A 26,581-nucleotide genomic window follows, 5' to 3' on the forward strand; every position below is an offset into this window, starting at 1 on the left:
TCTGAAGTAGATTTGCTATTACGCAGATAATTTGATGTTAAAACGATTTCAGTACTATCATTAAGGAGTAAGAAGATATCGAATTTATCCGAAAGGAAGCGAATCATCTTGGAAAAATACACAAGACAATTTATAGCTGGAGAATGGGTTGAAGGTTCAAGTAATAGTGTGGTTACTAACACGAACCCATATAATAATGACGTAATAAATGAAATAAAGGGTGCCTCGAAAGAAGACCTTGATCGTGCATTCAAATCCGCTAAGGAAGCACAGCAAGAATGGGAAGCAAAACTCCCAGATGAGAAACGTACGATTCTTGAGAAGGCAGCACAAATTTTTACCGAACGCAAAGAAGAAGTAATCGATTGGCTAGTAAAGGAATCTGGTAGTACAAGAATAAAAGCGGAAATCGAATGGGGTGGTACGGTCGCTACGTTAAAAGAAGCCGCTTCATTCCCTTACCGTGTCACAGGGTCCATATTACCTTCCAATGTACCTGGAAAAGAAAATCGCATCTATCGTTCCGCTAAAGGTGTGGTAACTGTAATTTGCCCTTGGAATTTTCCATTAGTCTTAACAATGCGCTCCGTTGCTCCTGCGATAGCAACTGGGAATAGTGTCGTACTAAAACCCGCATCATCAACACCAATAACATCCGGATTTTTAATAGCGGATATTTTGGAGCAAGCAGGATTACCAAAGGGTGTACTAAATGTTATTGTAGGTAAAGGCTCAGAAATTGGTGATGATATTGTCGAACATCCTATTTCAAAACTTGTATCATTTACAGGTTCAACAGAAGTAGGAAGAAGAATTGGCGAAATTGCTGGTCGTACATTGAAGGATGTAGCACTTGAATTAGGTGGAAACAATGTCCTAATTGTACTGAATGATGCTGATATAGAACGGGCAGCAGAAGCAGCTGCATTTGGTGCCTACTTACACCAAGGACAAATATGTATGTCTTTAAACAGAGTGGTAGTCGATGCTAGTATTTATGATAATTTTGTCGATGTATTTAAAGAAAAAGTAAGTCAGTTAAAAGCGGGTGACCCATCTGATCCAGAAACAGCAGTTGGCCCTTTAATTAACCAAAGTGAAGTTAAAAGGATTCTGAAAGAGATAGAAAATAGTGAGGCCCAAGGTGCAAAAGTAGTTATTGGTGGACAGGCGGAAGGAAATGTACTTTACCCAACCATTCTGAAAGATGTAACAAATGATATGCCTGTTGCCCAAAATGAAATGTTTGGACCGGTATCATCTGTTATAAAAGCTAAGGATGAACAAGATGCCATCCGCATTGCGAACGATTCCCCATATGGTCTGAGCGGTGCCGTTTTTAGTGGTGATATTAACCATGGTGTCAAAGTTGCCAAACAAATTGAAACTGGAATGATTCATGTGAATGACCAATCTGTCAATGAAGAAGCACATGTAGCATTTGGTGGAGAAAAAGGTTCGGGTGTTGGCCGATTCGGTGGCGAGTGGGCAATAGAGAAATTCACGACCGTGAAATGGATTAGCGTTCAAGAAGAAGAGCGTTTCTATCCATTCTTTAAACAGTAAAATTTATGAAAAAGAGGGCAACATCATCCAATGATGGTGTTGCCCTCTTTCAATTTGTCCTTAAACCACCATGTTAAAAATCATACATCGCTTCTTTTTCATCACGTATTTTCTTGTAGGTGTCCATTAGGGTAACCGTATCTTCAACTAAACGAATTATCCGGAGTAGGACATCATCATTTCTAATTTCTTTTAAATAGAAATCCTTTTCTTCGATAAATACATAGGTCTGTACAATCTGGGCCTTCATGTAAGCCAAAATAGGTTTTAGCTGTTGCTCAGCTATGAGAAAATGTTTCGCCGATCCAGCTGTTACGATCATACTAACGACCTTGTCACGGAATGCATTGATAGGGAGCAAATCAAAAATATTCTTTAAGGTTGCCGGAATAGACGCTTGAAATATAGGTGTTCCTATTATTATAGCGTCAGCTTCCATAATCGTTTTCGTTACATACCCTGTATCCCCTTCATATTCCAAATAATTTCGGCCGTCACTAAATTGAATCTCATAGTCAGCCAAATCAATCACTGTCACTTCTACATCTGGATATGTTTCAGAAAGGGATTTTACTGCGTAATTCATTGCTGTTCTTGTTTTAGAGCCAACTTTCGAACCTGACAATCCTACGATTTTCATCTCGTTTACCACCTTATTTCTTTGCTGTATATTTCCTAATTGCTGGTAAAATTTCGTTACCAATCAACTCAATATTTTTCATTAATCGGTCAAATGGTACCCCGCCAAAATCAATTTGTGCAATATAGCGCTGGTGTCCAAACTGTTCATGCTGATATAAGATTTTCTCGATAATTTGCTGAGGACTACCTACATTTATAATACTTCGCGAATCAACACTTTGTGCAAATAGCTGCTTGGCAAATCCTTGACCATTTGTTCGCTTCATCCCTTCATTAATATGTGGATACATATCCCTTAAAGCTTGCTGGGACGATTCTGCTGCATAGAAGAATCCCGCTGTGGCAACAGGTAATTCATCTGGATTATGTCCACCAAGTCTTGCTGCTTCACGATAGGCATCAATTGTTCGTTTAAACACGGATACCGGGCCACCTAAATGAGCCATAAACATTCCCACACCAGCATAACCAGCCTTCATCGCACTAGCTGGAGTTCCGCCAACAGCACGCCATATTGGCATTTTACCATTTTTCGGACGTGGAAGTATTTTAGCATTTTTTAGTGGTGCACGATATTCGCCATTCCAATTCACAACTTCTTCTTCGTTAATCTGAAGTAGCAGATTAAATTTTTCCTCAAATAACTCTTCATAGTCACGAAGATCATAGCCTAACAAATCAAAAAGTCCCACTCTTGAAGCTCGGCCAGCAATGATTTCCGCTCGCCCTTTGGAAATTAAATCTAATGTAGCAAAATCCTCATATACTCGAACCGGATCAGACGTAGAGATAATAGTAGATGAACTCGCAATTTTAATGTTTTTCGTTGCTTGTGCTATTGCTGCTAGAACAACAGAATGAGCTTGTGTTGCAAAGAATTCTTGGTGACTTTCCCCTACGCTAAAAAAGTCAATTCCTGCTTGATCAGCAAGCTTAGCATATTCAATAATTTCCTGAATTCTTTCTTCTGCTGATATCCGTTCTCCTGTAATTGGATTCGGTAAGTGATCTCCTAATGTATAAATACCAAACTCTAGCCCTTTCGCTGGATCGATTCTATACTTTTCCATTTTCCCTTCCGCCTTTCTCACCTGCATCACATGTATGATTAATGGAATAGGTTTAGTGTTCCCTCTTTTTATTTATAAGGTATCTTTTATCTTTCTTCTTCCTATGTTATTATGAACAATAGAACCTGATTTCGCAAGTACGCACTTTAATGTAATATAGTATCAAAAAGGATACTATTGGAGGTGTTTATCATGACAATTGAGCCAGAACAGTGCAAAGTAGAAGATGCTCTAGGCATTCTAGTAGGAAAATGGAAACCCATTATTCTTTTACATCTTTTGGATAAAGGTACCCAACGATTCAGTGAGTTGAAACGGAATGTACCTGGTATTACTCAAAAAATGTTAACAAAGCAACTACGTGAGTTAGAGGAAGAAGACATTGTGGAACGAGTCGTATATCCTCAAGTACCACCAAAAGTTGAATATTCTATCACGGAGTATGGACGAAGCTTAGAACCGATTTTATCTGCCATGCATGAATGGGGAAAGAACCATACACTGCATAAAATGAATAAACAAAGAAAAAAGCGTTCTTAAGCAGTTATGAAATGATATATTAAGGATGCTTATCATAAAACCACCCTTTTTAGTAAGAACGTACTCTTCTACTTGATTTTCAAAAAAAAGCTATATATAATAAAACAAACTCTATATTAATAGCAATGAAAAAGGCGTAGTACTATTTACCCGCTGTTTCAAGAGAGCTTGTGGCTGGTGTAAACAAGCATCAAGGTAAATAGGAATTGGACTTTGGAGCTTATTTTTAATGAAGTGATCTTAACGGTTTAAGATAATTAGGGTGGCAACGCGGTTCATTCGTCCCTTCGATATAGGGATAGAATGGGCTTTTTTTATTGTTTAAAATAAAGGAGTGTTTAATATGAAAACCATTTTTTCAGGAATCCAACCAAGTGGCTCATTAACAATCGGCAATTATGTTGGTGCTATAAGTCAATTCGTTGAGCTACAACATACCCATCAATGTTACTTCTGTATTGTGGACGAACATGCTATCACTGTCCCACAAGATCGTTTAAAATTGCGTCAAAACATCCGCTCTCTTGCAGCATTATATTTGGCAGCTGGAATCGACCCGGAGAAAGCAACCCTCTTTATTCAATCTGAGGTTCCGGCACATACACAGCTAGGCTGGATGATGCAATCGATTAACTATATGGGTGAATTAGAAAGAATGACCCAATTTAAGGATAAATCAGAGGGGAAAGAAGCTGTATCAGCAGCACTATTCACGTACCCTTCCTTAATGGCAGCGGATATCCTGCTTTATCAAGCAGACCTAGTTCCTGTTGGTGATGACCAAAAACAACACTTAGAACTAACACGTGACTTAGCACAGCGCTTTAACAATCGTTTTCTAGATGTCTTTACCATTCCGGAGATCAGCATCCCTAAAGTCGGTGCTCGTATTATGTCCTTACAAAATCCTACGAAAAAAATGAGTAAATCAGATGAAAATGTGAAAGCATCTATCTTTATGCTTGACGAACCGAAACAAATTGAAAAGAAAATTAAAAGTGCAATAACAGACTCAGAAGGAATCGTAAAATACGATAAAGAAAATAAACCTGGAGTTTCTAATCTATTAGATATTCATTCTGTATTCTCCGGTGAGACTATTGCTGAGCTAGAACAAAAATATGCGGGTAAAGGTTACGGGGATTTTAAACAAGGTGTAGCCGATGCGGTAATTGCCGTTCTAAAACCAATCCAAGACCGATATCACGAAATCCTAGAATCCAGTGAATTAGACGATATTTTAGATGAAGGTGCAGAAAAAGCATCCCTAGTTGCGAATAAAACGATACAAAAAGCTAAAAAAGCAATGGGCCTTGGCCGTGTGAAAAAGAAAAATCAGTGAGAAGCCTCACTGATTTTTTGATTTCTGTTTGGATGCACCTTCTACGTCATTGTTTTCAAGCTCCCACATCTTCTCCAGGAACGGTTGTCCCTTAATTAACTTCTCACATAGTTCCTCATGGGCAAGACTCCAACCCGATTTGACACCATCATACAATGCCTGCCAAACCTCATTTTCGTCCATAAATCGAATATCAGGATATTTCTTAGGATTCCACTCCGTTAACCAATAACGTAATTCTTCAATATTATTCGATGTACGAAGCTGATCCAATCCCATCATTAGTAACTGCTTTAATTGTCGCTCTCTTCTCGTTAATCCAAATACAAGTTCCGGAGACATGGAAAGCATATGATACTCTTTTACATAATTAGCATCATTAAAACCAAAGCCCTGTGGTTTCGCCTTATCAATCATTTCATAGACTAATTGTTCCTGTCTTGGGATTAACCGACTCTTTCGAATTGGAATACGATACCCTATCGTATCGAACGCAACTATATCATTACCGTCGGTTACTATACAAGCATAATCCACCACTGATCGTTCTTGTCCTTTACGAGTATATGCCCGCTTATAAATGGCATCAAGTAGGCCTTGAGGTAAGTCATGCATATCATTTTCAATGTATTGATATAGTGAGTCCGTTATGTATAGTAATGGCACTTGGTCTAGTAACTCAATTCCGTCATCCTTACGCCATTCATGAAAATAACATACATTATAGCCGTTTTCTTCTCCTTCAAACCAGTTCACCCAAACATCGTGTAAATATAACATACAACACCCCTCACTTCCCAAATGAATCACTCTGAGGTTGTTCAAAAAATTACCATCTATACCATAATTTTTGAACACTCACTTTAAAATACATTATGACCATCATTTAAAAATTTATTCGAGTGTATGCAAAATATGGATTAAGATCGATGAGGAAATGAATATACAACGAATGTCATAAGGAATAAGCCAACGGGAAGAAAATAACATTCCAAACGACCACTTACAAATAGGAAATACTCGGTCCAGGATACACCGGCCGGTAAAAAATTCATATAGGCAATTAATGTAACACCACCGGTAACACTAAGTCCAAATCCGATTAAAAATAAAAGAATATATCCCATACCACTACCACCTATGCTTGTCCTATAGATTATAATTCATTATATGCTAGTGGTTTACATGGCATGATAGAAAAGATAGAGGGGGAGATTTTTAATGAGGAGATTATGACGCACACTGTTTTTCATTGTAAAGAAAATATCTATATTTTCGGGAATCAAGCTCATGAAATCCTTCTACTAGTAAGAAAAAAGACTGACCCATTTAGTCAGTCCTTCACCATTTTATGATTGATATTTCTTAAATATAAGCGATACATTATGCCCACCAAAGCCTAAAGAATTACTTAAGACTACATTAACATCTTGTTTTCTAGCTTCATTTGGCACATAATCTAGATCACAATCTGGATCTGGTGTTTCATAATTAATTGTTGCAGGAACTACTCCATCCTCAATGGACTTAATCGAAATCACTGCCTCTACTCCACCAGCAGCACCTAATAAGTGACCTGTCATCGATTTAGTAGATGACACAGCGAGCTTATATGCATGTTCGCCAAAAACAGTTTTAATTGCTTCTGTTTCAAATTTATCGTTTAAATCGGTGCTTGTACCATGTGCATTAATATAATCCACTTCTTCTGGCTGTAATCCTGCATCGCGTAGAGCTTGTTGCATTGCGCGAGCAGCACCTTCACCGTGTTCAGCAGGAGCTGTAATATGGTATGCATCTCCAGTAGCACCATAGCCTACTATTTCCGCATAAATATGCGCCCCACGCTCAAGAGCTGATTCTAATGTTTCTAATATCAGAATACCTGCTCCCTCACCCATGACAAAGCCATCACGATTCTTATCAAATGGTCGACTAGCTGTGTTCGGGTCATCGTTGAAGGATAATGCTTTTGCAGAACTAAATCCTGCGAATGCCATATTCGTAATTGGAGCTTCTGTACCACCAGCAATAATATAATCGACATCCCCACGTTGTACAGCTTTATATGCATCTCCAATAGAGTTTGCACCAGAAGCACAAGCGGTAACTGAGCAGGAATTAATTCCTTTAGCACCCGTTTGGATAGAAACCTGTCCTGCAGCCATATCCGGAATCATCATCGGTACAAAAAATGGGCTTACACGCTTTGGACCCTTTTCCATAAATTTAGTGAATTGTTCTTCGTATGTTTTCATTCCACCAATACCAGAACCAATCCATACACCAACACGGTGAGCATTCTCATCTGTTATTTCCAGTTTAGCATCCTTTAACGCCATCATCGATGCAGCAACAGCAAACTGGGTGAACGGGTCCATTTTACGAGCATCTTTTTTATCGACATATAATGTTGGATCAAACTCTTTTACTTCTGCTGCAACTTTTGCTGGAAAATCATCTTTATTTACTTGTGTTACGAAATCAATTCCAGAATTACCAGCTAGGAGACTTTCCCACATCGTGTGCACATCATTACCGATTGGGGTAACAGCTCCAAGCCCTGTCACTACTACTCTTCTATCAGACATTTCGGTACTCCTCCTATAATTATTAGAAATTAAAGAGCAGGCATTACTGGCAGGTATCCATTACCTTCCCCAGCGTAATGCCACTGCTCCCCATGTTAAACCTCCACCAAATCCAACTAATACAATGACATCATTATCGCTAATTTTACCATCTTTAACACTTTCTGATAAAGCCATAGGTATAGAAGCAGAAGAATTATTCCCATATTTTGTAATAACCTTAGCCATTCTTTCCTCTGGAATGTCTAATCTCTCCCTTGCCGCTTCCATAATACGAATATTAGCTTGGTGAGGAATTAAATAATCTACATCTTCTTTTTGTAAGCCAGCTTTCTCCAATACATTTAACGATGATTCAGGCATTTGTCTAACAGCAAATTTGAAGACTTCACGACCATTCATCGTAATAAATCCGTCGTCTTTTTGATATAAATGTTTGCCACCAGAACCGTTGGAACCTAATTCAAAGGAAAGGATTCCTTTTCCTTCTGAAACCTCTCCCATAACCGCTGCACCTGCACCATCACCAAATAGTACACATGTATTACGATCTGACCAATCTGTTATCTTCGAAAGCTTTTCAGCTCCGACAACTAATATATGTTTGTATACTTTAGTTTCGATAAATTGTTTTGCGGTTATCATCCCATACATAAAGCCAGCACATGCTGCACTGACATCCATTGCTGCTGCATTCCATGCACCAAGCTTTTCCTGAAGCATGCAAGATACAGATGGAAAAGGTGTATCTGGAGTAACGGTAGCTACTAAAATCAAATCAATATCTTCCGGTTTAATACCAGCATCCTCTATCGCACTACGTGATGCATGGTAAGCCATATCTGAAGTATCCATATCATCCTCGGCAATTCTTCTCTCCTCTATACCAGTACGAGTACGGATCCATTCATCACTTGTATCTACTATTTTTTCTAAGTCTTTATTCGTTACGACTTTGGAAGGTGTGTAATGACCTACTCCTAAAACTCCAACACCCATATAATACATCCCCTAACATTATAAGTTGTTATCAAATATTATGACTTGGTACTAATTTTAATGCAAAAAAGACAGACTTGCAAGGTCTAATTATCCTTACTAGAAAATCAAACCAGCAAATCAATATTGGTTAGGAAGCAGGCCTGTTTCTTTATATTTCTCAATATAATCCACTAACCTTTGTTGAAAATATTTAGGGACAGATTTACTGAACTCACCCATTGTAATATAATCATCCGCAAAATCAAATGTCATTATTTCACCATTAAGGTCTCCCTCGTTGAATTTCTCTGCTGCTAGTACATACAAACGATCAACATGTTGCACCGTACTAGTTAGTACCGTTTCCGGTTCGACATTGATTTGATCGGAAACGAATCCAATAGCATATATACCATCGTCCCCTGCACGTTTAATGATATCCTCACTGATAGCATCTCCTGCTGGATAAATCACATCTACCCCGTGATTTTTCAATCGATCATATGCATCTATAGCTGCTTCACTATCATTCCAATCATAGATAAATTCCATTCTTACATTCGCCTGTGGATTTTGATATTTTACTCCTTCATAGAAGCCTTCGATTTCAGGCTGCCATTGATACGCAGCAATAATGCCTACTTCGTTAGTCTTCGTTGTACTACTTGCAATCATTCCAGCGAAAAATCCCATTCCATGCGAGTTGAAGTTCATACTAGTTAAATTATTTCTGTAGTAGTTCCCATTGAAATAAACGAAGTGGATATCGGTATAGGTTTGAGATAAATTATAAAATGCTTCCCCATACTTACTACTGTGCCCAAAAATCAGATTGTTCCCTTCGTCAACAAGATCACTTACCGCCTTAGATAATTCAGCCTCCGTACTAACATCTTCTATGACCTCAATTTCAACTCCTAGTTTTTTCTCAATCTCTAACAGACCTTTATAGCCCTTTTCATTCCATGGTTTATCTTCTATTTTCCCTTCCATGATCATAGCTGCCTTATAAAGATTCCCTGATTCTTCCTTATTGCTACAACCACTTACAAAAATTATTCCGATTATTAATAGTATGGCTATACTATACGTTCTTCTCAAATTCTGCACTCCATTCAGTTTCTATCGTATTCATACAAATCTTTATAGCGCCGATAATGAGCTAATACCTTTCTAATGTTTTCTTCTATAGGTATATTGTCACGAATATAAATCGAATTTTCAAGTTTTACCGCTTCATTTAGGAAAACTTTCTTTGAAAAGACACTAAGTTCCGAAGGTTTATTGCTTGAATGGAATAGTGGAGCTGTTGCTTTAACAAAATCTTTAATATAAATCGCATCCGATTGAAATTCTTTTGAATGAAAGCGAATATTGCGATTTCCTACCTTGATATCTTCCTCTGTCATTTCCATCCATTCTCCAAAAAGGATAGGTGCGTTAATTACTATAGCATTGGAAAGCTTTTTTTTCATTTCTCTCGTTCTAATTTGAATGATTCGTTCCGCATGAATTGGTAATTCTGTACCTCCAATGACTAACGCCACATAGTCTTTCGGAATGCTATTTGGTGGAATCAAGCGAAACGAACTATTCCTACCGACGAACATATGGAGATTTTCTTTTTTCTCCGAATCAATTTTGTCTATTCCGTTTACTTCTATCCCCTCTTCTAAAAAGTAATGAACATAATGATACCCAATCCAAGAAAAACAATTATAAATACTAATCGACATGGATAGCCTCCTCTCTATGTAAACTATGAAGAAATACTTTTCATTTATGTGTGCATTTGGTAAACTTAATAAAGAATTGTGTATTACGCTAAATTAAAAGTAGATTAGAAATTGAGGTGTTACATATGCGTTACATTGCAACCATTCTTTGGGCTGTATTAATAACGTTCGTACTATCCTACGTACTATCCAGTATGGGTGGAGGATCATTAGACCTTGTAGCTACATTAGTAATGGCAGCGATTCTTTCCATTGCTATCTTCATTCTAGGAGACGGTTTATTGAAGGAAAAGAAAGAGCAGTAACTCGTCTCGAAAGCAAAACCCTTGCCTTGAACTACAGGGCAAGGGTTTGCTACTTCCCGGTATTTACAATTAAGAATTTAATACCAAGGTAATAAGGTTAAGGCAGTAAGTGCTGCAAGTGGTAACACTAGTCGATTAAATCTTCTGCGTGGTCTACCGTAAAAGCCTCCATAGCCTGGGGAACCATATCCTGGAAAGCCATAACCCGGATAACCATATCCAAACTGACGCTGATCTAACATGTATGGCTGTAATTGCGGAGTTGCTTCACTATCAATTGGTATAGCAAAGTAAACATAATCATCATCTAAACCAGTTATGATACCATCAAAGCTGGTACCGTCTTCTAATTGGGCTAATACATAAGAATGCATATGTGTCTTACATAAGTCATAAACCTGTTTTTTATGAGACATTTTGATCGACCTCCTCATCAACTAGACTATTCATATGCCTAATTAGAGGTGACAGTATTAGCCAATTAAGTAACTGATAACTAGGGAGAGTATAAAAAATGGAAAATTTATTAGATTTACTTCGATATTTATTTTTAGGATTACTACAAGGTTTTACTGAACCAATTCCTATTTCGTCAAGTGGTCATCTAATATTGGCACGTGATCTATTAGGCGTAGGTACACCAGGAATATCCTTTGAAGCATTTGTAAACTTCGGTTCACTAATAGCAGTTATTATGGTTTATTTCAAAGACATCGTTCGATTAATAAAAAACGGGGTCCGCTACATCGTTTCTCGTGATCCGGATGCTAAAAGTGATTTCCAGTTTATTCTCATGCTAATTGTAGCAACAATCCCTACAGGTATACTAGGAATTTTATTGAAAGATGTGGTAGGGAATATAAGTAAGCCATATTTAGTAGGTATTACCTTAATCATTACCGGTATTGCCCTTTGGATCATTCGTAATTTACGTGGTAAAAAAGGGGATAAACAAATTACGGTAAAAGATGCGGTAATTGCTGGCCTTGCACAGTCTGTAGCATTATTCCCAGGAATTAGCCGATCTGGAGCAACCATTGTCGCTGCTATGTTACTCGGAATGAAGCAGGAAACAGCACTTCGTTTCTCATTCCTATTATATATTCCGGTTAGTTTAGGGGTTGGGTTGCTTTCTGCTAAGGATATTGTAACTGACCCAGAATTAAATTCATTAATGATTCCATATTTAATTGCATTTATTGCATCCATTATCGCAACATACTTTGCGCTTAAATGGTTTATGAATATTATGGCAAAAGGAAATCTAAAATACTTTGCATTCTACTGCTTCATTGTAGGTGCTTTCGCATTATTCTTCTTAAGATAAAGATAAACATAAAACAATCCCCTACCATGTTAATCGTGGTAGGGGATTGTTTTATATGTTGGCATATGATGGTATAGCCTAATTATTAATCCGGAATTCCTAGAGCAATTTTTGCGTAACGAGACATTCTTTCCTTGCCCCATGGTGGGTCCCAAACAATATTAACTCTTGTTTCTTTTACTTCTGGTAAATCATATAGAGCACGTTGTACGTCAGCTTCAATATGGGCAGAAAGTGGGCATCCCATTGCTGTAAGTGTCATCGTTACTGTACATACACCATCATCATCAAGATCTACATCATATATTAACCCAAGGTTGACAATATCAATACCTAATTCGGGGTCAATAACATTTTCAAGAGCTCCCATGAGATTTTCTTTTAATGCTTCATCCATGGTCTTCCCTCCTTATTCTTTCATATCTTCATTTAAACATATTTTGCTTGTTTTTTAAATGATTTGCATTACAGATGCATATCAAACCATTTGACCGTTTCTAAAATAGCATACCTGCTGACCTTATGACCTCGGCCTTCTTCACGAATAAATTTTATTTTATCATGATCGTGATACTCGTTCCTAACCTGTTGATAAAAGCTATGGGAATGATCAAATGGAACGGTAGGATCTTGATCTCCATGCCAAAATAGTACAGGCCTTTCATTTAATTTCTCAACTTGAAGCGATAAATCATAATCTGCAAGCGAATTATATAACTGTGAAACTTCCTGTTCCGTTAATGGGAGATCTCCAGCCTTCGAATAGAATGCCACCAGTTCTCTTGCGAAAGTCGTAATTTTGGGAGATCCCATTAATACTCCTGCTACTTTAATCCAAGGAAACTGGGTTAAGGCAGCAGCGGTTGTGATTCCACCCATACTCGTTCCAGCAATTCCAATTCTTTCATCTAAAAGTAAGCCTTGTTCCTCTAATTCCACCTTAATGCTATGTAAATCCTTCAAATTTTGTAACACAATATGGAATAAAAAGTAACGAACATCCGATACTTCATCTGTCTCTCTTTCACCATGATACAAACTATCAGGCAATATAACTCGCATCCCTTTTTCTGCCAATAAAAACGCCAGTGGTAAATTGTGTTCCTTTGCACTTGTTATACCGTGAAAATACACGATTGTTGGTAGAGAAGCTTTAGCTTTCTCTGTATCAACTACAACTAAACTTGGCACTCCTCCAACACTTTTTTTAGTTATTCCAATCATCTGCATAATCCCCTTATTTGTCCTGTTAATAATATGATAGTATTTTTTTACAAATAATTAAACTAATTTAACGTAAAGATTACTTTATATTCCTTTACATCTGTGGTAAACACGAATAAACTTAATTCATATGAGGTGAGTATATGACAAAACAACAACATTTAATCGCGTTAGATTTAGACGGTACATTACTTTCTGACAATAAGGTCATTAGTGAAAAAAATAAGAAAGTCATTTCTAAAGCCATGGCAGATGGACATATTGTCGTGATTGCTACTGGTAGACCACATCGTGCAAGCATTCAATATTATCATGAACTAGGATTAAAAACCCCAATGGTCAATTTTAATGGTGCATTAATACATCATCCAGAAGATAAAAAGTGGGATGTTCTTCACAATCCAATGCCTAAAAGAACTGCTCTAAGTATTGTCCAAGCTTGTTATGACTTAGATGTCTATAATGTTTTGGCAGAAGTAAAAAATCAAGTTTATCTTGATAAATATACGCAAGATCTAATCGATATCTTTTATGAAACGGGAGACGACACCCCTTTTATTATTGGAAATTTAAAGAGTAAATTAAACGAAGATCCTACTTCCCTGTTAATCCATCCTAAAGAGGAGCATATCACATCATTACGTGACCATTTAGATGAATATCATGCCGAAGTAATCGAACATCGCAAATGGGGAGCTCCATGGAACGTGATTGAAATCGTCAAAAAAGGAATTAATAAAGCAGTAGGTTTACAAAAAATTGCGCATTATTATCAAATTCCACAGAGCCGCATTATTGCATTTGGTGATGAGGATAATGATTTAGAAATGATTGATTATGCAGGTGTCGGTGTAGCGATGGGGAATGCGATTGAACCGTTAAAATCCATTGCCAATCATGTAACGGTTACCAATGAAGAAAGCGGCATTGGCTTGTTCTTAGAAGAATACTTAAGCCTTAATTCGAATGTAAAGTAAAAACAGGTGTACCGTATTTTACCTACTATAAAAAAACTTCATCATTCCATACTAACTAGTGAACGTAAAAAACGTTCACTTTTTTGTTGGCAGATAGAAAGCAAAAAAATCACCTGCCAGCATCAGAAAAACGAACACATTCGAACGAATGCTAGTTTTTCTAAGGAGGAATCTTACTTGGGCAAAGGGAGTAAGTCAAAGAGATTCAGCCAACAAAGCGCAGATGCTGTAAAAAGACATGCAGAGAAATTCCCATATCGTTCTAACTTCACCGATGCAGAACGAAAACGGGACGAAGCAGATAATCATACAGTAGGAGGATTCTAAATGCAAAAAAATCTATTCCAACAAGCCAAAGATGCCGTTACCCAATTTACAAGCAATATTACTGGTGGCAACGCTTCAGAACAAGATAAACAAGCAGCTCATAACGCAATCCAAGCTGCTATGAATGATGCGACACCAGAAGAAAAGCAACAATTACAACAGTTACAACAGCAATTGGAACAGCATCAACTTAGCTAACCTCCATCAAATTAAAAGCTTGTGATGGTAATATCCAATTCATTCCTAGGATGAAAAGGAATTGCTGATGAAACAAGCTGTAGGATGACGAGGCTGGGACAAAACGAAAACAAAGGTAAAAACGAACCATCACTATCAGACTCCTGTGGGAGGAAAAGGCACGGCTTGAGACCCCGGAAGAGTTTTAGCTCTGAGGAGGCTCTCTAGCCGCCCACGGACGCGTATTTCCGGGGCGGGTTTGATGCATTAACTTTCATGTTCGGTTTATCCTATGTTACAAATAGTTTTGTCCCAGCCTCTTTCCTTATTTTCCTTTTTTCTTCCCCACTTTTCTGCTAATATAGATTTAAAAGGAATCATGTGGAGGTAGAACAAATGGGAGTAAGAGCTGAATCAACACCAAATCCAAACGCAATTAAATTTACAACAGATAAGCTCATCTTTGAAGGAACAAACAGTATTTCCGTAATGCCGGGTGATACAAGTGAACATGAAATCATGAATGATTTATTGAAACTTGAAGGTGTAGATAACGTATTCGGTTATCAAAATTTCATTACCGTTAACAAAAGCTTCGATGCAGAATGGGACGAGGTTACCCCGAAAGTGAAAGAAGTTTTTGAAAAGCATGGTTATTAATACATGTAAGAAAAAACTAGAATTCCATTGTATGATGAATTCTAGTTTTTTCTATCTAAGTAGCCCTTGCACTAGCGTTGTTTTTTATACGTCTTTTAAATCCAATGGAATATAGTTTGGATTGATTATTTTACCGTCTTCCCCTTTCGTGTACATCTTTACGATGACCACCTCTTCTAGCTCTTTCATTTCGTCCGTAATGTCTATACGGAAGCTGAAATCGCTCCACTCACCATCAACTGTAACTTTCTCTTCCTCTTTTAAAATGTGATCCTCTTGTTCCACTTGAAAATAAAATTCATCATTGGATGCATTCACGTTTCCGCTAATGATTGCTTGATTATTTTCAATTTGAATATCTACATTTTGAAAATTGGCATATACATCATCGGTAGTTTCTGTGATTGGATCTGAAGCCTTATCAGGTTGATTTCCACATGCTGAAAGGATGAAAACAGTACTTATAATCATAAACGCTTTTTTCATTTACATCATTCCCCCTTACTCTTTTCGAAAGAATCCATAAATTCCAGCGGTCTGGACAATATTCGTGAACGCTTCTGGATCCACTTCCTTAATAATTTTTTCTAAATCATATAATTCATATCGTGTAATAACGAGGTATAGCATATGTTTATCTTGATTCGTATAAGCTCCCACTGCTGGTAAGATGGTGATTCCCCGAACCATCGTGTCATGAATTGCTTTTTGTAATTCTTTCGCTTTTTTCGTTACAATCATTGCTGTTAATTTGTTATAACGAGTATGTATCGTATCAATTACGCGTGTTGTCACATAAAGCGCAACCATTGTATATAATGCATTCTCTGGTTCGTAAAGAAATCCTGCAAGTGCAATAATAACAGCATTCAAGGAAATAAAATAAACACCAATCGGTTTATCATTCATACGAGATAACACCATGGCAACAATGTCCATTCCACCTGTAGATGCACCAATTTTCAAGGTAATTCCTACACCGATACCTGCTACTAGCCCACCAAATACGGCATTCAAAATAATATCACTAGATAGTTGAACAATTGGTAGGAATTGTAGAAATATCGAAGAAAAGATTACCGAAACGATACTATAGATTGTAAATCCTTTTCCAACTTTAAACCAGCCTAGAATAAATACAGGTATGTTAAGTAGAAATAACAAAATACCTGTTGATACATTCACCCCTATAAAATCATTAAATACACTGGAGATTAGCTGGGCAGTACCAGTAAATCCGCTAGCATATACATTAGCACTTTCTAAAAATAAATTTAAAGATAAGGCATTCAGTAAAGAACCTATAATAACAATTAAAATACGTTTTGCCTCTATTAAAAACATAACATTCTCCTTTTATTAACAATAATTTTGACTATATCACATTATAGCTATAAACTAAACATAATATAATATTTGTAAAGAATTGAGGGTGATTGTGATGACTAATGTTACAATTATGGCAGATTCAGCTAGTGACCTTACTAAAGACTACTTCACTGAATATGGCATGGAAATGGTCTCCTTAACGGTTCATTTAGAAAATAAGGACTATAAAGACGGGATCGATATTACACCTAAGAACGTTTTTGATGCGATGCGTGAAGGAAAATCCCCAAAGACTTCCCAGGTTTCACCACAGACTTTTAAATCTATTTTCACCGAATATGCCAAGTCTAATCAAACATTAATCTATTTGGCATTTTCTTCAGAGCTTTCCGGTACATATCAAACAGCAAAAATGATGGAACAGGAAGTAAAAGAAGACTATCCTGATGCAGACATATCCATTATCGATACCAAATGCGCGTCGATTGGTTATGGTTTAGTTGTGCTAAATGCGGCTCGATTAGCAAAAGAGGGTAAAAGTAAAGAAGAAATAATGGATGATGCGCAAAAACGGGCACTCCATATGGAGCACATCTTCACGGTAGATGACCTAGAATATTTAAAACGTGGTGGAAGAGTAAGTAAAACAGCGGCCTTTGTTGGAACCTTATTAAATATTAAGCCCATCCTACATGTGGAAGACGGCAAATTAATCCCTCTCGAAAAGATGCGTGGGACGAAAAAACTTCTTGGCCGTATGGTTGAATTGATGGAAGAACGTGGTGATAATTTCGAAAACCAAGTTATTGGTATTAGTCATGGTGATGACCTTGAACGAGCAGAGGCACTTGCAAAAATGATTAAAGATAAGTTTGGTGTTAAAGAAGTTGTTATCGAATATGTTGGATCTGCCATTGGTGCTCACTCTGGTCCTGGTACACTCGCACTATTTTTCTTAAATAAATCATTCCAATAAAACTCTAGGAAGAGGCTGAGACAAAAAAATTATCTTAAAGTAAAAACCGAATGATGAGCTACGACCACGCTCCGGAAATATACTTCGCTTTCCGCGGGCGGCTGGTGAGCCTCCTCGTGCTTCGCACTGCGGGGTCTCACCGATGCCTTTCTTCCCGCAGGAGTCTACGTATATTTCCGGAGCTAGTATCGTGTATCATTCGGTTTTACATATAATTCTAGAGTTATGTCCCAACCTCTTCTTTTTTGTGGTTACCTTCCCCTTATCAGCATATCAAGCAAATCTTCGTTTAAGCTACGATTACGATATTTTATTGGGATCTTGAAACATTTTGGAAAATGTCTACGTCTTATTCGTAAAGGTTCATTTTTCCTATATGAATGAGGTGGAGAATGTGTATAAAAGGATAATACTAATCAGTATCGTTTCCATTATTGGTGTTTGGTTACTCGTGGTATTTGGATTCTCTAACAAAATTACAGCAGAGATACCATCTGCCTCTAGTTTTGTTCCAACATTTAAAGATTGGACCATACACTTTTCAGAATCGATGGATCCAAAGACCTTTACCGAAGAAACCGTCATGGTTACTAATAATCAAGGTGAACGAATTCCAACCAAGTTAGAGTGGAATGATTCATACACGATTCTAACCCTTTTCGCACCAGAGAATGGTTATACCGTTGATGAATCGTATGATATTACCATTACTAATGATGTTAAAACCGCAGACGGTAATAAACTCGCTAAGCCATTACAACATGCCTTCACTGCAGTAACACAATTACCTAACATTAAAGATCAAAAACAGCTTCTCACGTTATTGAAAGAACGAACGACACAACAAAATGAAAAACAAAGCTTCTCTACTATGCAGGAGGAATCTCTTGATGGTGCTGCTGATGCAAGTAGCGGTCATATGGGAGATGGTGAAAGCTCCATGACTAACATTCAAGTAGAAGGAGTAGATGAAGGAGACATCATAAAGACTGATGGCCAATCCCTTTTCTTCGTACGTGATGGAGATATACTCATCACCTCAGCAGATAAGGAAAACAGCCAATTATTAAGCCAAATAAAAGTGGAGAATTATTACCCACAAGAAATTTACCTATATCAAGACCTTTTAATTGTCATTGGAGAAAAAACAGAACCACTCCGAGATAAGGAATTAAAGGGTGCGGAGCCTATTTTCTTCAGTCAGACTTCTACCTTAATTTATGATGTCAAAGATCCTAAAAATCCACAACAAATTCGTGAAGTGAGTCAAGAAGGCTATTATAGTTCATCCAGAATTCTAGATGGTTATTTATATTTAATTGCTAACGAATACCCTCCATACCATATTTTAAGTTCCAATAAGGATGTAGATGTAAGGCCATTTATAAAGGATTCTACTGTTGGTGACGAAAGCAAACCTGTTGCTTTTCCTGATATGTATTTCTTTCCAGATAGTACAGACGAACAATTTCTAATTCTTACTTCCATAGACCTTAACGATATGGAAAAGGAAGCAAATATAGAGACCTACCTTGGTGCATCTCAGCAAATCTATATGTCTCATAACAATCTTTATATAGCGGTAAATAAATATAAGGAAATGGAAAAGGAAGAAACCGAAAATGATGGAACCGATGCTAGTGAAGTTGCTTCAAGTGACATGATGATATGGCTACCAAGGGAAGCAGATACTGAAATTTCACAGTTCCAAATTGCAGAAGGTACGTTAACATACCATGCATCAACTATAGTAAATGGTACACTAATTAACCAATTTGCAATGGACGAACGAAATGGAATATTCCGAGTGGCGACGACTAAAGGGAATACTCGGGATGAAGCATCGTTATCTACTAACAATTTATATACGTTTGATGAAAATTTAAAGCCTGTTGGAGCTTTAGAGGGATTAGCAGAAGGCGAACGGATTTACAGTGTCCGCTTTATGGATGAAGTAGCTTATATGGTTACGTTTAAAGAAGTAGATCCACTATTCGTCATCGATTTACAAGATCCATCTGACCCAACTGTTCTCGGAGAATTAAAGATTCCTGGATTTAGTAACTACTTGCATCCGCTTGATGAGAATCATGTCATAGGATTTGGACAAGATACGAAAGTCGAAAAAGAAGACGGCATGAACGAACCAATCGTTCTTACAAATGGATTAAAGATTTCCGTCTTTGATGTGACCGATCCAACCAACCCGAAGGAAAAATTCTCAGAAGTAATTGGTCAAAGCGGTTCCTATTCTGAACTACTCTATAATCACAAAGTACTGTATAAGAATCCAACCGAAAATATTTATGGCTTTCCTGCAACACTATCCGAAACTAAGACGGTCCATAAAGGTGATATAAGCTACGAGGAATACAGTGTTATTTTCGAAGGGGCATTACTATATGAAATTACCCCAGATGGGATTCGTCTACTGGATACGATTACACACCAGGAAACGTTTAACAACTACCCAGAATGGACTTCTGAAATTAAAAGAATGGTTTCGGTAGAAGATAGCCTTTACACCTTATCTTGGGATCAAATGAAGGTGTATGATTTAAAGCAAAAGCAAATGTTGAAAACGATAGAATTACCTGAGCTATCGTTTGGATATTGAGGATTGGTAGGAGGAAGCATCGCTCGTTCCTCCTCATTTTTTACCATTTCACATAAAGCGTTTAAGTAAGTCCCCCTCCAATAATTAGCAACTTTTTATCATGATATCCCACACTGAAACATATACATGTTATACAGTTGTACTAGCAACTTTTTGATAAGGAGGGCATTATATGCTAATCAATGAATTAGTTTCTGACTATGAGATGGAACGAAAAGAATCTCCTAAAACATTGAACGATATTTTAGATTACTATCAAAAGAAATATATTGCAGGAGAAATTGATATTCGATTTTATCGTGATGTATACAACTATTTACACCAGCAAGGTGCCACCTCCGCACATGAATACAGCTACTAAAATTAAATTCCTTACCAAGACTTTTCCTTTCCCCAAAAAAGCCAGATGTAAGTACTAGTCTATCATCTGGCTTTTTAAGCACTTTTCAATTAATTTTTCATCCTCAGGATAGGCATGCGCAATCCCCGCTAAATCCTCTAATGAAAACCATGCCATCTCCTCAATCAATTGATCAGGATCATTAATCCCACTACTGTTACTAATCCTATCCACTACAAAATAATGTGTCGTAACGGAAATACCCTGCTTAACAATTTTTTTACATAAATTTCTTCTTTAACCGTAACAGCGTAACCCGTTTCCTCTTTCACTTCCCGTATACAACAAAGCTCTGGTGTCTCGCCTTCCTCTATGCCACCAGAAGGGACTGCCCATTGGCTACTCCCTTTTGCTCTAACCATTAACACTTCCCTATTATGGATACAAATAGCCGCTGAACCTCTCCACTCCTCCATCCTTTAAACTCCCTTCTCCTTATCTTGAACTTGTATCTAGCAGAGCAACGTTCTGATTATTGGAATCCCTCCAATAAAATGCTATAACCAACAAGCTTTATTTCATCCAATGGTGTAATGGTTTTACTATTGAATACATTCTCTTTCAATGGAGCTTCCCCCCTTATTTTTAAAGAGATAATCAAGTAATCTAGCATCTACCTCATCAATAGTGCCAATTTCCTTCACCATATCCCATAGTAGAATGTCTGATGTTTCTTCATTTTCCACAAAATCCCCTATCCTATCTACATAAGCGAAATAAACTGGATTATATTTGAATGTACCTTCATCGATATTCTGTGACTTAAGGAGTCCTCTAAATGTCATATCACTAAGTTGCTGACCAGTTTCCTCATAAAGTTCACGGATTGCACATTGCTTAGCACTTTCCTGCCCCTCTCGACTTCCGGCTGGAATTTCCCACTGATTTCTCCATTTATTAAAACAAAGCAAAAACTTATCTTCGTATTGTAAAATAGCATAGGATCCTGCTAGCATCTCGAAGCTACCCATATCCTTTTCTTCCAATATTAAAAAATCAAGAAATCGAAAACCATTATTCTTCCTCTGCATCATTACAATCCCCACTTCTCAGCTTTCTACTTTATACCGATCAAAGTATTGAAGCCATTTTAGTAGCTGGTTCTCTATATCAGAATTAGTACTTAACGTAACAGACTGGAGTTGACCATTATGAAGGTATATATGCTCTGTCCATACCTTATCAAACTTCTTCTCCGCATAACCTAACTGATCGAAATATGCTTCTTGTATCCAATTCCTATCATCTAGATTGATAAAAAAGATGAAAAAGCCATCCTGAATAGACTCGATTAATTTTTCTTTTGTTATCTGTTTTATATAATGAGGCTCAATGATGACAAGCTTATACTCTTCTAATGAGTTATCAATCACCGAGGAATACTTTACATGGATTGGAAGCTTTTCGAATGCTTGTACCATCGATTCATTATCGCCAATATATTGAACACCAGAAGATAACATTACTTCCTCTTTTTCTATGTCAGGAGAACAACCGTATAATAGGAGAAATACTATAGTCATTAGGATTAATCGAATCAAATTGTTCCCCTCCCAATCATAGAACCATTCCTTAAGTCTCTCTGTTAGTTACTTGCGTCCGGATAGGTTTCTCTTAAAAATGTCATGGACTGTTTAATTAGATCTTTTAGCACCTCTACATCAATATCAGCAAGCTTGTTAATATATACACATGCTTTACCTGAAGTGTGCTTTCCAAATTTGGAGAGCAATTCTTCTCGTTTAGGATTTCCTGTTGCAAAGTACAGACTAAATTTCGCTTTACGTGGCGAAAAGCCAACTAGTGGTGCATCCCCTTCATGCCCCGAATCATATTTATAATGATACAATCCAAAACCGATAATACTAGGTCCCCACATTTTAGCTGGATATCCCGTTACCTCTGTAAAGATATCGAGTAATTGATAGGCATCCTCTTTTTTCCTCGGACTGTCAACCGTTTCGATAAACTCTATCACACTATCATCATTTTGTTTCGTCTTTAACTCGTACATTTCCAATCACCCTTCCTCGTTCTCCCCATTGTACCCGTAGAACTACCCCTACCATAGTTACTTTCCATTGTAGCCAATATTCGGAATTATAACAATAAAAAATAGTATTAGACTGCTGCCTAATACTATTCATTGAACCTATTCAGTTGCTTCGCGCTTTCTTTGCTTCCTAGTTAAATAAATTACTGCAGCGACAAATGATAATAGAATGATAATCATAGGAGCAACAAATCCCCAATTTATGCCTGTATTTTCTTCTACAATAAAGACATCAGCCGTCTCTCTTGCTAAGCCTAGCTTATATTCTCCATCATTTATTTCTCTTACAAGGTTATCACCTAGAAGACCCCTTAACTGTAAATCAGGAGCAAGATCTGTAATGGATACCGCTCTAGAGACACTATCATTGTTAATTGCAATATACATGGTTTCATCTTGATACGTGCGCTTCATAACACTCATTCCTTCATTCGAACCAACCAATTCAAAATCTCCATACTGTAGAGCAGGGAATGAATTTCGTAGTGCTAGCGCCTTCGTGTACACTTCTTCAAGATCTGGTTCTCCACTATTAAAGTTGACTAAACTATGGGTTTGTTCTATCCCTGCACCATACATCGGCACCTCAGAGCCTTGGAATAGTATAGGTACACCAGGAGTAGTCATTAATGAAACAAGTACAAGCTTCCATGTATTGATATCATTCCGTTTATTTTCAGCAGCAACCTGGGTGAAGCGGTTTAGTGTTTTATTATCCACATAAAGAAGACTGTTCTTACTTCCTATTTCTTCCCACTTCGTATAAATTTGTTCTACAGGATTATCCTCATGGGAAAACACATCCGCAATGGTTTGTGAAAGCGCTGGATTATCTACTGCGTCTATCGTTTGACTATTTGTGAGTTCTTCAGAAACGTCTTCCCCAAGTACATTGGCAATCATGTAGATATTAGGGTTTTCTGCTTTTATTTCCGTTGTCAATGTTTCAAGAAATTCCGGCGATGCTTGATCTGCAGCATGTAAAATGAACCCGTCTACATTCCCTTCATTCATCCAAAACTTCGCTACATCAATTAGCATAGCTTGTACTTCCGGATTATCTTGATTTAAAACAGCAACATTTTCTAACCAAGGTTCCTTACTCGTATCTATATCCGCTTGTTGTACAATCCAGTCTTGTTTGTTTGGATCTGTGACGATTGGGTGACTATTTGCCACATAATTTATCACTAATTCTAACATTACTTTAATGTCACGATTATGTGCCTCTTGTACGAATTCCTGGAATTCTTCCATTGTGCCAAATTGCGGTTCTACGGAATAAAAATCTTCAACCCAATACCCATGATAGCCATCTTTGGCATTTGCCATAATTGGTGATAGTGAGATGGCTGTGAACCCTAGTTTCTTTATATCATCTAGCTTCATCATGATCCCTTTAATATCTCCACCGTGATATGCTAATGGATCATCAATTCGTACTTGGTCACTAAATGCTTGATTCCCATTATTAAATCGGTCTACTAAAATATCATAAATGATTTCTTCTTGGATGCTATGTTCTTCCGCAAAGCTTACAGCTGGATATGTATGGAACAATACCAGTATTGCTATAAGCATACTTGCTATTTTTTTCATGTTATATTCCTCCAGCATTATTTCTTTCTAATCCATTATGACCTAGTTCAACTATATCGTTAACATCGTCTATTAAGTTGTAAAAAAGACATTAGAAAGACTAACACATTCGCTTACTCTTTAACGAATGTGTTAGTCTTTCGTATGCTGATGGGAAAGATTTTTATACTTTCCTACCTGCCAAAAAAAGATGTCTTAGAAGATCCATTGTCTCCTGAGACATCTCTTTCCGTTTTAATGAAATCCACCTGGTAAACGGAAAAATCCTAGGACTAATGTTATTAAAAATGATACTAGCAGTACAATCCAGCCAACTTTAGCAGAATCGCCATCTTTAATCTTACCTAATGTCATCTCCATCCCTGCTATTACCCCGATACCAGCAATTCCTTTTACAATTGCTTCAGCCATCAATGGACTACCATTCAGGTAATTCATGAGTAGGTCGCCACCAGAATAAAGAATGACTAGATAGTCTAAACGAAGAATCATGTGTACAATTTTAGCTGCTTTCTCGTTACCTTTTTTATGTAACACGATTGCTACAATTAACAGTATGAATGCCACTACCCAAGCCGTAACATGTAAATGTGTATTCATTCTTATCCTCCTAATTTTTAAACAAATCTATCGCAATTATATCTTATCACACCATATTAAGAAGTTCAGCTTATATGAAATATTTTTTATAAAGTTATTAAAAGAAATAGTAGATATAATCATTCATTTCATTGTATATTTATACTTGTAGATATAATTTTATAAACTTGTTAAATTATGGTACATTGCTATTATAGGAGGCGATTTTTTTATGACGAAAACGAGTGAATTAATTATTAATCAAACCGAAACATATGGCGCTAAGAACTATCATCCACTACCAGTGGTTGTTGCGAAAGCAGAAGGAGTATGGGTTGAGGACCCTGAAGGAAATCGTTATATGGATATGTTAAGTGCATATTCTGCTGTTAACCAGGGACACCGCCACCCTAAGATTATTGATGCTTTAGTAGAGCAAGCTGGAAGAGTAACCCTTACCTCTCGAGCGTTCCATAATGATCAGCTCGGTCCATGGTATGAAAAAATTTGCAAGCTAACCAATAAGAATATGGCACTTCCGATGAATACTGGAGCAGAAGCAGTTGAAACTGCTGTAAAAGCAGCACGTCGTTGGGCATATGAAATAAAAGGTGTAGAAAAAAACAAGGCAGAAATCATCGCATGTGAAGGTAACTTCCATGGACGTACCATGCTTGCTGTTTCCTTATCATCTGAAGCAGAATATAAGCGTGGTTTTGGGCCAATGCTACCTGGTATTAAATTAATTCCTTATGGAGACATTGACGCTCTTAAAGCTGCCATTAATGAAAATACAGCTGGTTTTCTCTTTGAGCCTATCCAAGGCGAAGCAGGAATTGTTATTCCACCAGAAGGATTCTTAAAGGAAGCATATGAGGTATGTAAAGAAAATAATGTTCTATATATTGCCGACGAAATCCAAGCTGGCTTAGCACGTACAGGTAAAATGTTCGCGTGTGATTGGGAAGAGGTAGAACCTGATATGCTTATCCTAGGGAAAGCATTAGGTGGAGGAGTTATGCCGATTTCATGTGTTGTTGCTAATAGTGACATCTTAGGCGTATTTAATCCAGGCTCACACGGTTCCACATTTGGTGGTAATCCATTAGCTTGTGCCGTATCTTTAGCTTCGCTTGAAGTGCTAGAGGACGAGAAGTTAGCAGAGCGTTCTTTAGAACTTGGAGAATATATGATGCAGGAATTACGTTCCATTGATAATCCAAAAATAAAAGAAGTACGCGGAAAAGGACTGTTCATTGGTGTTGAGCTAACTGAATCTGCACGACCATATTGTGAAGCATTAAAAGCTAAAGGTTTACTATGTAAAGAAACACATGAAAATGTAATCCGATTTGCACCACCACTTGTTATTGAAAAAGAAGATTTAGATTGGGCGCTGGAACATATTAAGGAAGTATTAAAAGGATAATCATTTCGTACACTGATATAACGAAATATTAGATATATAACCGAATGATGCACGATACTAGCCCCGTAAAAATTGGGGTGCTTCAAGCTTGTGCTACTCATTCGGTTATTCTTTTACCTTATCCATTTGTGCCT

At 37.3% G+C, this 26,581-nt stretch carries 34 protein-coding genes and 1 other annotated feature; of the genes, 13 read left to right on the forward strand and 21 right to left on the reverse strand.

Going from position 1 to position 26,581, the window contains the following annotated elements; genetic code table 11:
- Window positions 1–105: 105 nt before the first annotated feature.
- The gene (locus MKY78_RS02310) at window positions 106–1,566 is read left to right on the forward strand and encodes an aldehyde dehydrogenase family protein (protein WP_339217799.1); all 1,461 of its coding nucleotides are present in this window, start codon (window positions 106–108) and stop codon (window positions 1,564–1,566) included.
- A gap of 73 nt (window positions 1,567–1,639) precedes the next feature.
- Here MKY78_RS02310 and MKY78_RS02315 read toward each other — a convergent pair whose 3' ends face one another.
- Entirely contained in the window at window positions 1,640–2,206 is a 567-nt protein-coding gene (locus tag MKY78_RS02315) for an NADPH-dependent FMN reductase (protein ID WP_339215881.1), read from the reverse strand.
- Window positions 2,207–2,219: 13 nt separating this feature from the next.
- Window positions 2,220–3,278 carry an LLM class flavin-dependent oxidoreductase gene (locus MKY78_RS02320; RefSeq protein ID WP_339215882.1) on the reverse strand — a complete coding sequence of 353 codons (1,059 nt, stop codon included), beginning with the start codon at window positions 3,276–3,278 and terminating at the stop codon, window positions 2,220–2,222.
- Between the two features lie 192 nt (window positions 3,279–3,470).
- On the opposite strand from MKY78_RS02320, the gene MKY78_RS02325 reads away from it, so the two are divergent.
- Window positions 3,471–3,818, forward strand: coding sequence for a winged helix-turn-helix transcriptional regulator (locus tag MKY78_RS02325; protein ID WP_339215883.1), 348 nt, complete (start codon window positions 3,471–3,473; stop codon window positions 3,816–3,818).
- Window positions 3,819–3,934: 116 nt separating this feature from the next.
- Window positions 3,935–4,108 (forward strand) — a binding site (T-box leader).
- Window positions 4,109–4,161: 53 nt separating this feature from the next.
- The gene (trpS, locus tag MKY78_RS02330; protein ID WP_339215885.1) at window positions 4,162–5,160 is read left to right on the forward strand and encodes a tryptophan--tRNA ligase; all 999 of its coding nucleotides are present in this window, start codon (window positions 4,162–4,164) and stop codon (window positions 5,158–5,160) included.
- 6 nt (window positions 5,161–5,166) lie between these two features.
- Here the strand turns inward: trpS and MKY78_RS02335 are convergent, their stop codons facing one another.
- The 6 genes from MKY78_RS02335 to MKY78_RS02360 all read right to left on the reverse strand — a co-directional run bounded on the left by MKY78_RS02335 (window position 5,167) and on the right by MKY78_RS02360 (window position 10,468).
- Window positions 5,167–5,940 carry a YjbA family protein gene (locus MKY78_RS02335; protein WP_339215887.1) on the reverse strand — a complete coding sequence of 258 codons (774 nt, stop codon included), beginning with the start codon at window positions 5,938–5,940 and terminating at the stop codon, window positions 5,167–5,169.
- 140 nt (window positions 5,941–6,080) lie between these two features.
- The gene (locus MKY78_RS02340) at window positions 6,081–6,287 is read right to left on the reverse strand and encodes a hypothetical protein (protein WP_186869389.1); all 207 of its coding nucleotides are present in this window, start codon (window positions 6,285–6,287) and stop codon (window positions 6,081–6,083) included.
- Between the two features lie 222 nt (window positions 6,288–6,509).
- Entirely contained in the window at window positions 6,510–7,751 is a 1,242-nt protein-coding gene (gene fabF / locus MKY78_RS02345; RefSeq protein WP_339215889.1) for a beta-ketoacyl-ACP synthase II, read from the reverse strand.
- Window positions 7,752–7,811: 60 nt separating this feature from the next.
- Window positions 7,812–8,750, reverse strand: a complete 939-nt coding sequence (locus tag MKY78_RS02350) for a beta-ketoacyl-ACP synthase III (RefSeq protein ID WP_339215891.1) — start codon at window positions 8,748–8,750, stop codon at window positions 7,812–7,814.
- A gap of 120 nt (window positions 8,751–8,870) precedes the next feature.
- Window positions 8,871–9,833 (reverse strand): BMP family ABC transporter substrate-binding protein, encoded by a 963-nt coding sequence (locus tag MKY78_RS02355; protein ID WP_339215892.1) that lies wholly within the window; start codon window positions 9,831–9,833, stop codon window positions 8,871–8,873.
- A gap of 14 nt (window positions 9,834–9,847) precedes the next feature.
- On the reverse strand, window positions 9,848–10,468 hold the full coding sequence (locus tag MKY78_RS02360; protein ID WP_339215894.1) for a hypothetical protein: 621 nt from the start codon (window positions 10,466–10,468) through the stop codon (window positions 9,848–9,850).
- A 125-nt stretch (window positions 10,469–10,593) separates the two neighbouring features.
- Here MKY78_RS02360 and MKY78_RS02365 point away from each other — a divergent pair, with 125 nt between their 5' ends.
- A complete protein-coding gene (locus tag MKY78_RS02365; RefSeq protein ID WP_186869384.1) occupies window positions 10,594–10,773 on the forward strand; it encodes a YjzD family protein in 180 nt (59 codons plus the stop codon).
- A 77-nt stretch (window positions 10,774–10,850) separates the two neighbouring features.
- On the opposite strand, the gene MKY78_RS02370 is transcribed toward MKY78_RS02365, so the two are convergent.
- A complete protein-coding gene (locus MKY78_RS02370) occupies window positions 10,851–11,189 on the reverse strand; it encodes a hypothetical protein (RefSeq protein WP_339215896.1) in 339 nt (112 codons plus the stop codon).
- Between the two features lie 98 nt (window positions 11,190–11,287).
- On the opposite strand from MKY78_RS02370, the gene MKY78_RS02375 reads away from it, so the two are divergent.
- Complete coding sequence (locus MKY78_RS02375; RefSeq protein ID WP_339215898.1) at window positions 11,288–12,100, forward strand: undecaprenyl-diphosphate phosphatase; 813 nt, start codon at window positions 11,288–11,290, stop codon at window positions 12,098–12,100.
- A gap of 85 nt (window positions 12,101–12,185) precedes the next feature.
- Here MKY78_RS02375 and MKY78_RS02380 read toward each other — a convergent pair whose 3' ends face one another.
- Window positions 12,186–12,497, reverse strand: a complete 312-nt coding sequence (locus MKY78_RS02380; RefSeq protein WP_186869381.1) for a metal-sulfur cluster assembly factor — start codon at window positions 12,495–12,497, stop codon at window positions 12,186–12,188.
- Between the two features lie 68 nt (window positions 12,498–12,565).
- Entirely contained in the window at window positions 12,566–13,324 is a 759-nt protein-coding gene (locus tag MKY78_RS02385) for a prolyl oligopeptidase family serine peptidase (RefSeq protein ID WP_186869380.1), read from the reverse strand.
- 143 nt (window positions 13,325–13,467) lie between these two features.
- Here MKY78_RS02385 and MKY78_RS02390 point away from each other — a divergent pair, with 143 nt between their 5' ends.
- The 4 genes from MKY78_RS02390 to MKY78_RS02405 all read left to right on the forward strand — a co-directional run bounded on the left by MKY78_RS02390 (window position 13,468) and on the right by MKY78_RS02405 (window position 15,465).
- On the forward strand, window positions 13,468–14,301 hold the full coding sequence (locus MKY78_RS02390) for a Cof-type HAD-IIB family hydrolase (protein WP_339215901.1): 834 nt from the start codon (window positions 13,468–13,470) through the stop codon (window positions 14,299–14,301).
- 177 nt (window positions 14,302–14,478) lie between these two features.
- On the forward strand, window positions 14,479–14,628 hold the full coding sequence (locus MKY78_RS02395) for a hypothetical protein (protein ID WP_186869378.1): 150 nt from the start codon (window positions 14,479–14,481) through the stop codon (window positions 14,626–14,628).
- Window positions 14,629–14,826 (forward strand): DUF3813 domain-containing protein, encoded by a 198-nt coding sequence (locus MKY78_RS02400; protein WP_339215903.1) that lies wholly within the window; start codon window positions 14,629–14,631, stop codon window positions 14,824–14,826.
- Window positions 14,827–15,201: 375 nt separating this feature from the next.
- A complete protein-coding gene (locus MKY78_RS02405) occupies window positions 15,202–15,465 on the forward strand; it encodes a NifU N-terminal domain-containing protein (protein WP_186869376.1) in 264 nt (87 codons plus the stop codon).
- Window positions 15,466–15,549: 84 nt separating this feature from the next.
- Here MKY78_RS02405 and MKY78_RS02410 read toward each other — a convergent pair whose 3' ends face one another.
- Both MKY78_RS02410 and MKY78_RS02415 read right to left on the reverse strand, forming a co-directional pair.
- The gene (locus MKY78_RS02410; protein WP_339215905.1) at window positions 15,550–15,951 is read right to left on the reverse strand and encodes a hypothetical protein; all 402 of its coding nucleotides are present in this window, start codon (window positions 15,949–15,951) and stop codon (window positions 15,550–15,552) included.
- 15 nt (window positions 15,952–15,966) lie between these two features.
- Window positions 15,967–16,809: a YitT family protein gene (locus MKY78_RS02415; RefSeq protein WP_186869374.1), complete on the reverse strand. Its 843-nt coding sequence runs from the start codon at window positions 16,807–16,809 to the stop codon at window positions 15,967–15,969.
- A 97-nt stretch (window positions 16,810–16,906) separates the two neighbouring features.
- On the opposite strand from MKY78_RS02415, the gene MKY78_RS02420 reads away from it, so the two are divergent.
- Window positions 16,907–17,770, forward strand: a complete 864-nt coding sequence (locus MKY78_RS02420) for a DegV family protein (protein WP_339215907.1) — start codon at window positions 16,907–16,909, stop codon at window positions 17,768–17,770.
- Here MKY78_RS02420 and MKY78_RS02425 read toward each other — a convergent pair.
- Window positions 17,759–17,944 carry a hypothetical protein gene (locus MKY78_RS02425; protein WP_339217800.1) on the reverse strand — a complete coding sequence of 62 codons (186 nt, stop codon included), beginning with the start codon at window positions 17,942–17,944 and terminating at the stop codon, window positions 17,759–17,761. The genes MKY78_RS02420 and MKY78_RS02425 overlap by 12 nt on opposite strands.
- Before the next feature lie 220 nt (window positions 17,945–18,164).
- On the opposite strand from MKY78_RS02425, the gene MKY78_RS02430 reads away from it, so the two are divergent.
- Window positions 18,165–20,387 carry a beta-propeller domain-containing protein gene (locus MKY78_RS02430; protein WP_339215908.1) on the forward strand — a complete coding sequence of 741 codons (2,223 nt, stop codon included), beginning with the start codon at window positions 18,165–18,167 and terminating at the stop codon, window positions 20,385–20,387.
- Between the two features lie 172 nt (window positions 20,388–20,559).
- The gene (gene yppF, locus MKY78_RS02435) at window positions 20,560–20,748 is read left to right on the forward strand and encodes a YppF family protein (RefSeq protein WP_186869371.1); all 189 of its coding nucleotides are present in this window, start codon (window positions 20,560–20,562) and stop codon (window positions 20,746–20,748) included.
- 54 nt (window positions 20,749–20,802) lie between these two features.
- Here yppF and MKY78_RS02440 read toward each other — a convergent pair whose 3' ends face one another.
- The 7 genes from MKY78_RS02440 to MKY78_RS02470 all read right to left on the reverse strand — a co-directional run bounded on the left by MKY78_RS02440 (window position 20,803) and on the right by MKY78_RS02470 (window position 25,039).
- Complete coding sequence (locus MKY78_RS02440) at window positions 20,803–20,961, reverse strand: hypothetical protein (RefSeq protein ID WP_339215909.1); 159 nt, start codon at window positions 20,959–20,961, stop codon at window positions 20,803–20,805.
- Window positions 20,961–21,203, reverse strand: a complete 243-nt coding sequence (locus MKY78_RS02445) for an NUDIX domain-containing protein (RefSeq protein WP_339215910.1) — start codon at window positions 21,201–21,203, stop codon at window positions 20,961–20,963. Before MKY78_RS02445 ends, MKY78_RS02440 begins: the two co-directional genes overlap by 1 nt.
- Window positions 21,204–21,329: 126 nt before the next feature.
- On the reverse strand, window positions 21,330–21,821 hold the full coding sequence (locus MKY78_RS02450; protein ID WP_339215912.1) for an NUDIX hydrolase: 492 nt from the start codon (window positions 21,819–21,821) through the stop codon (window positions 21,330–21,332).
- Between the two features lie 15 nt (window positions 21,822–21,836).
- On the reverse strand, window positions 21,837–22,310 hold the full coding sequence (locus MKY78_RS02455) for a hypothetical protein (RefSeq protein ID WP_339215913.1): 474 nt from the start codon (window positions 22,308–22,310) through the stop codon (window positions 21,837–21,839).
- Window positions 22,311–22,372: 62 nt separating this feature from the next.
- Complete coding sequence (locus MKY78_RS02460) at window positions 22,373–22,801, reverse strand: DUF1801 domain-containing protein (RefSeq protein ID WP_339215914.1); 429 nt, start codon at window positions 22,799–22,801, stop codon at window positions 22,373–22,375.
- A gap of 138 nt (window positions 22,802–22,939) precedes the next feature.
- Window positions 22,940–24,439, reverse strand: coding sequence for an alpha-amylase family glycosyl hydrolase (locus MKY78_RS02465; RefSeq protein WP_339215916.1), 1,500 nt, complete (start codon window positions 24,437–24,439; stop codon window positions 22,940–22,942).
- 234 nt (window positions 24,440–24,673) lie between these two features.
- Window positions 24,674–25,039, reverse strand: a complete 366-nt coding sequence (locus MKY78_RS02470) for a YisL family protein (RefSeq protein ID WP_186869365.1) — start codon at window positions 25,037–25,039, stop codon at window positions 24,674–24,676.
- Window positions 25,040–25,250: 211 nt separating this feature from the next.
- Here MKY78_RS02470 and MKY78_RS02475 point away from each other — a divergent pair, with 211 nt between their 5' ends.
- Window positions 25,251–26,447, forward strand: coding sequence for an ornithine--oxo-acid transaminase (locus MKY78_RS02475; RefSeq protein ID WP_339215918.1), 1,197 nt, complete (start codon window positions 25,251–25,253; stop codon window positions 26,445–26,447).
- Window positions 26,448–26,581 lie beyond the last annotated feature (134 nt).

Origin of the sequence: Ornithinibacillus sp. FSL M8-0202 (genome assembly GCF_037975285.1) — a bacterium.
GTDB classification, from domain to species: domain Bacteria; phylum Bacillota; class Bacilli; order Bacillales; family Amphibacillaceae; genus Ornithinibacillus; species Ornithinibacillus massiliensis.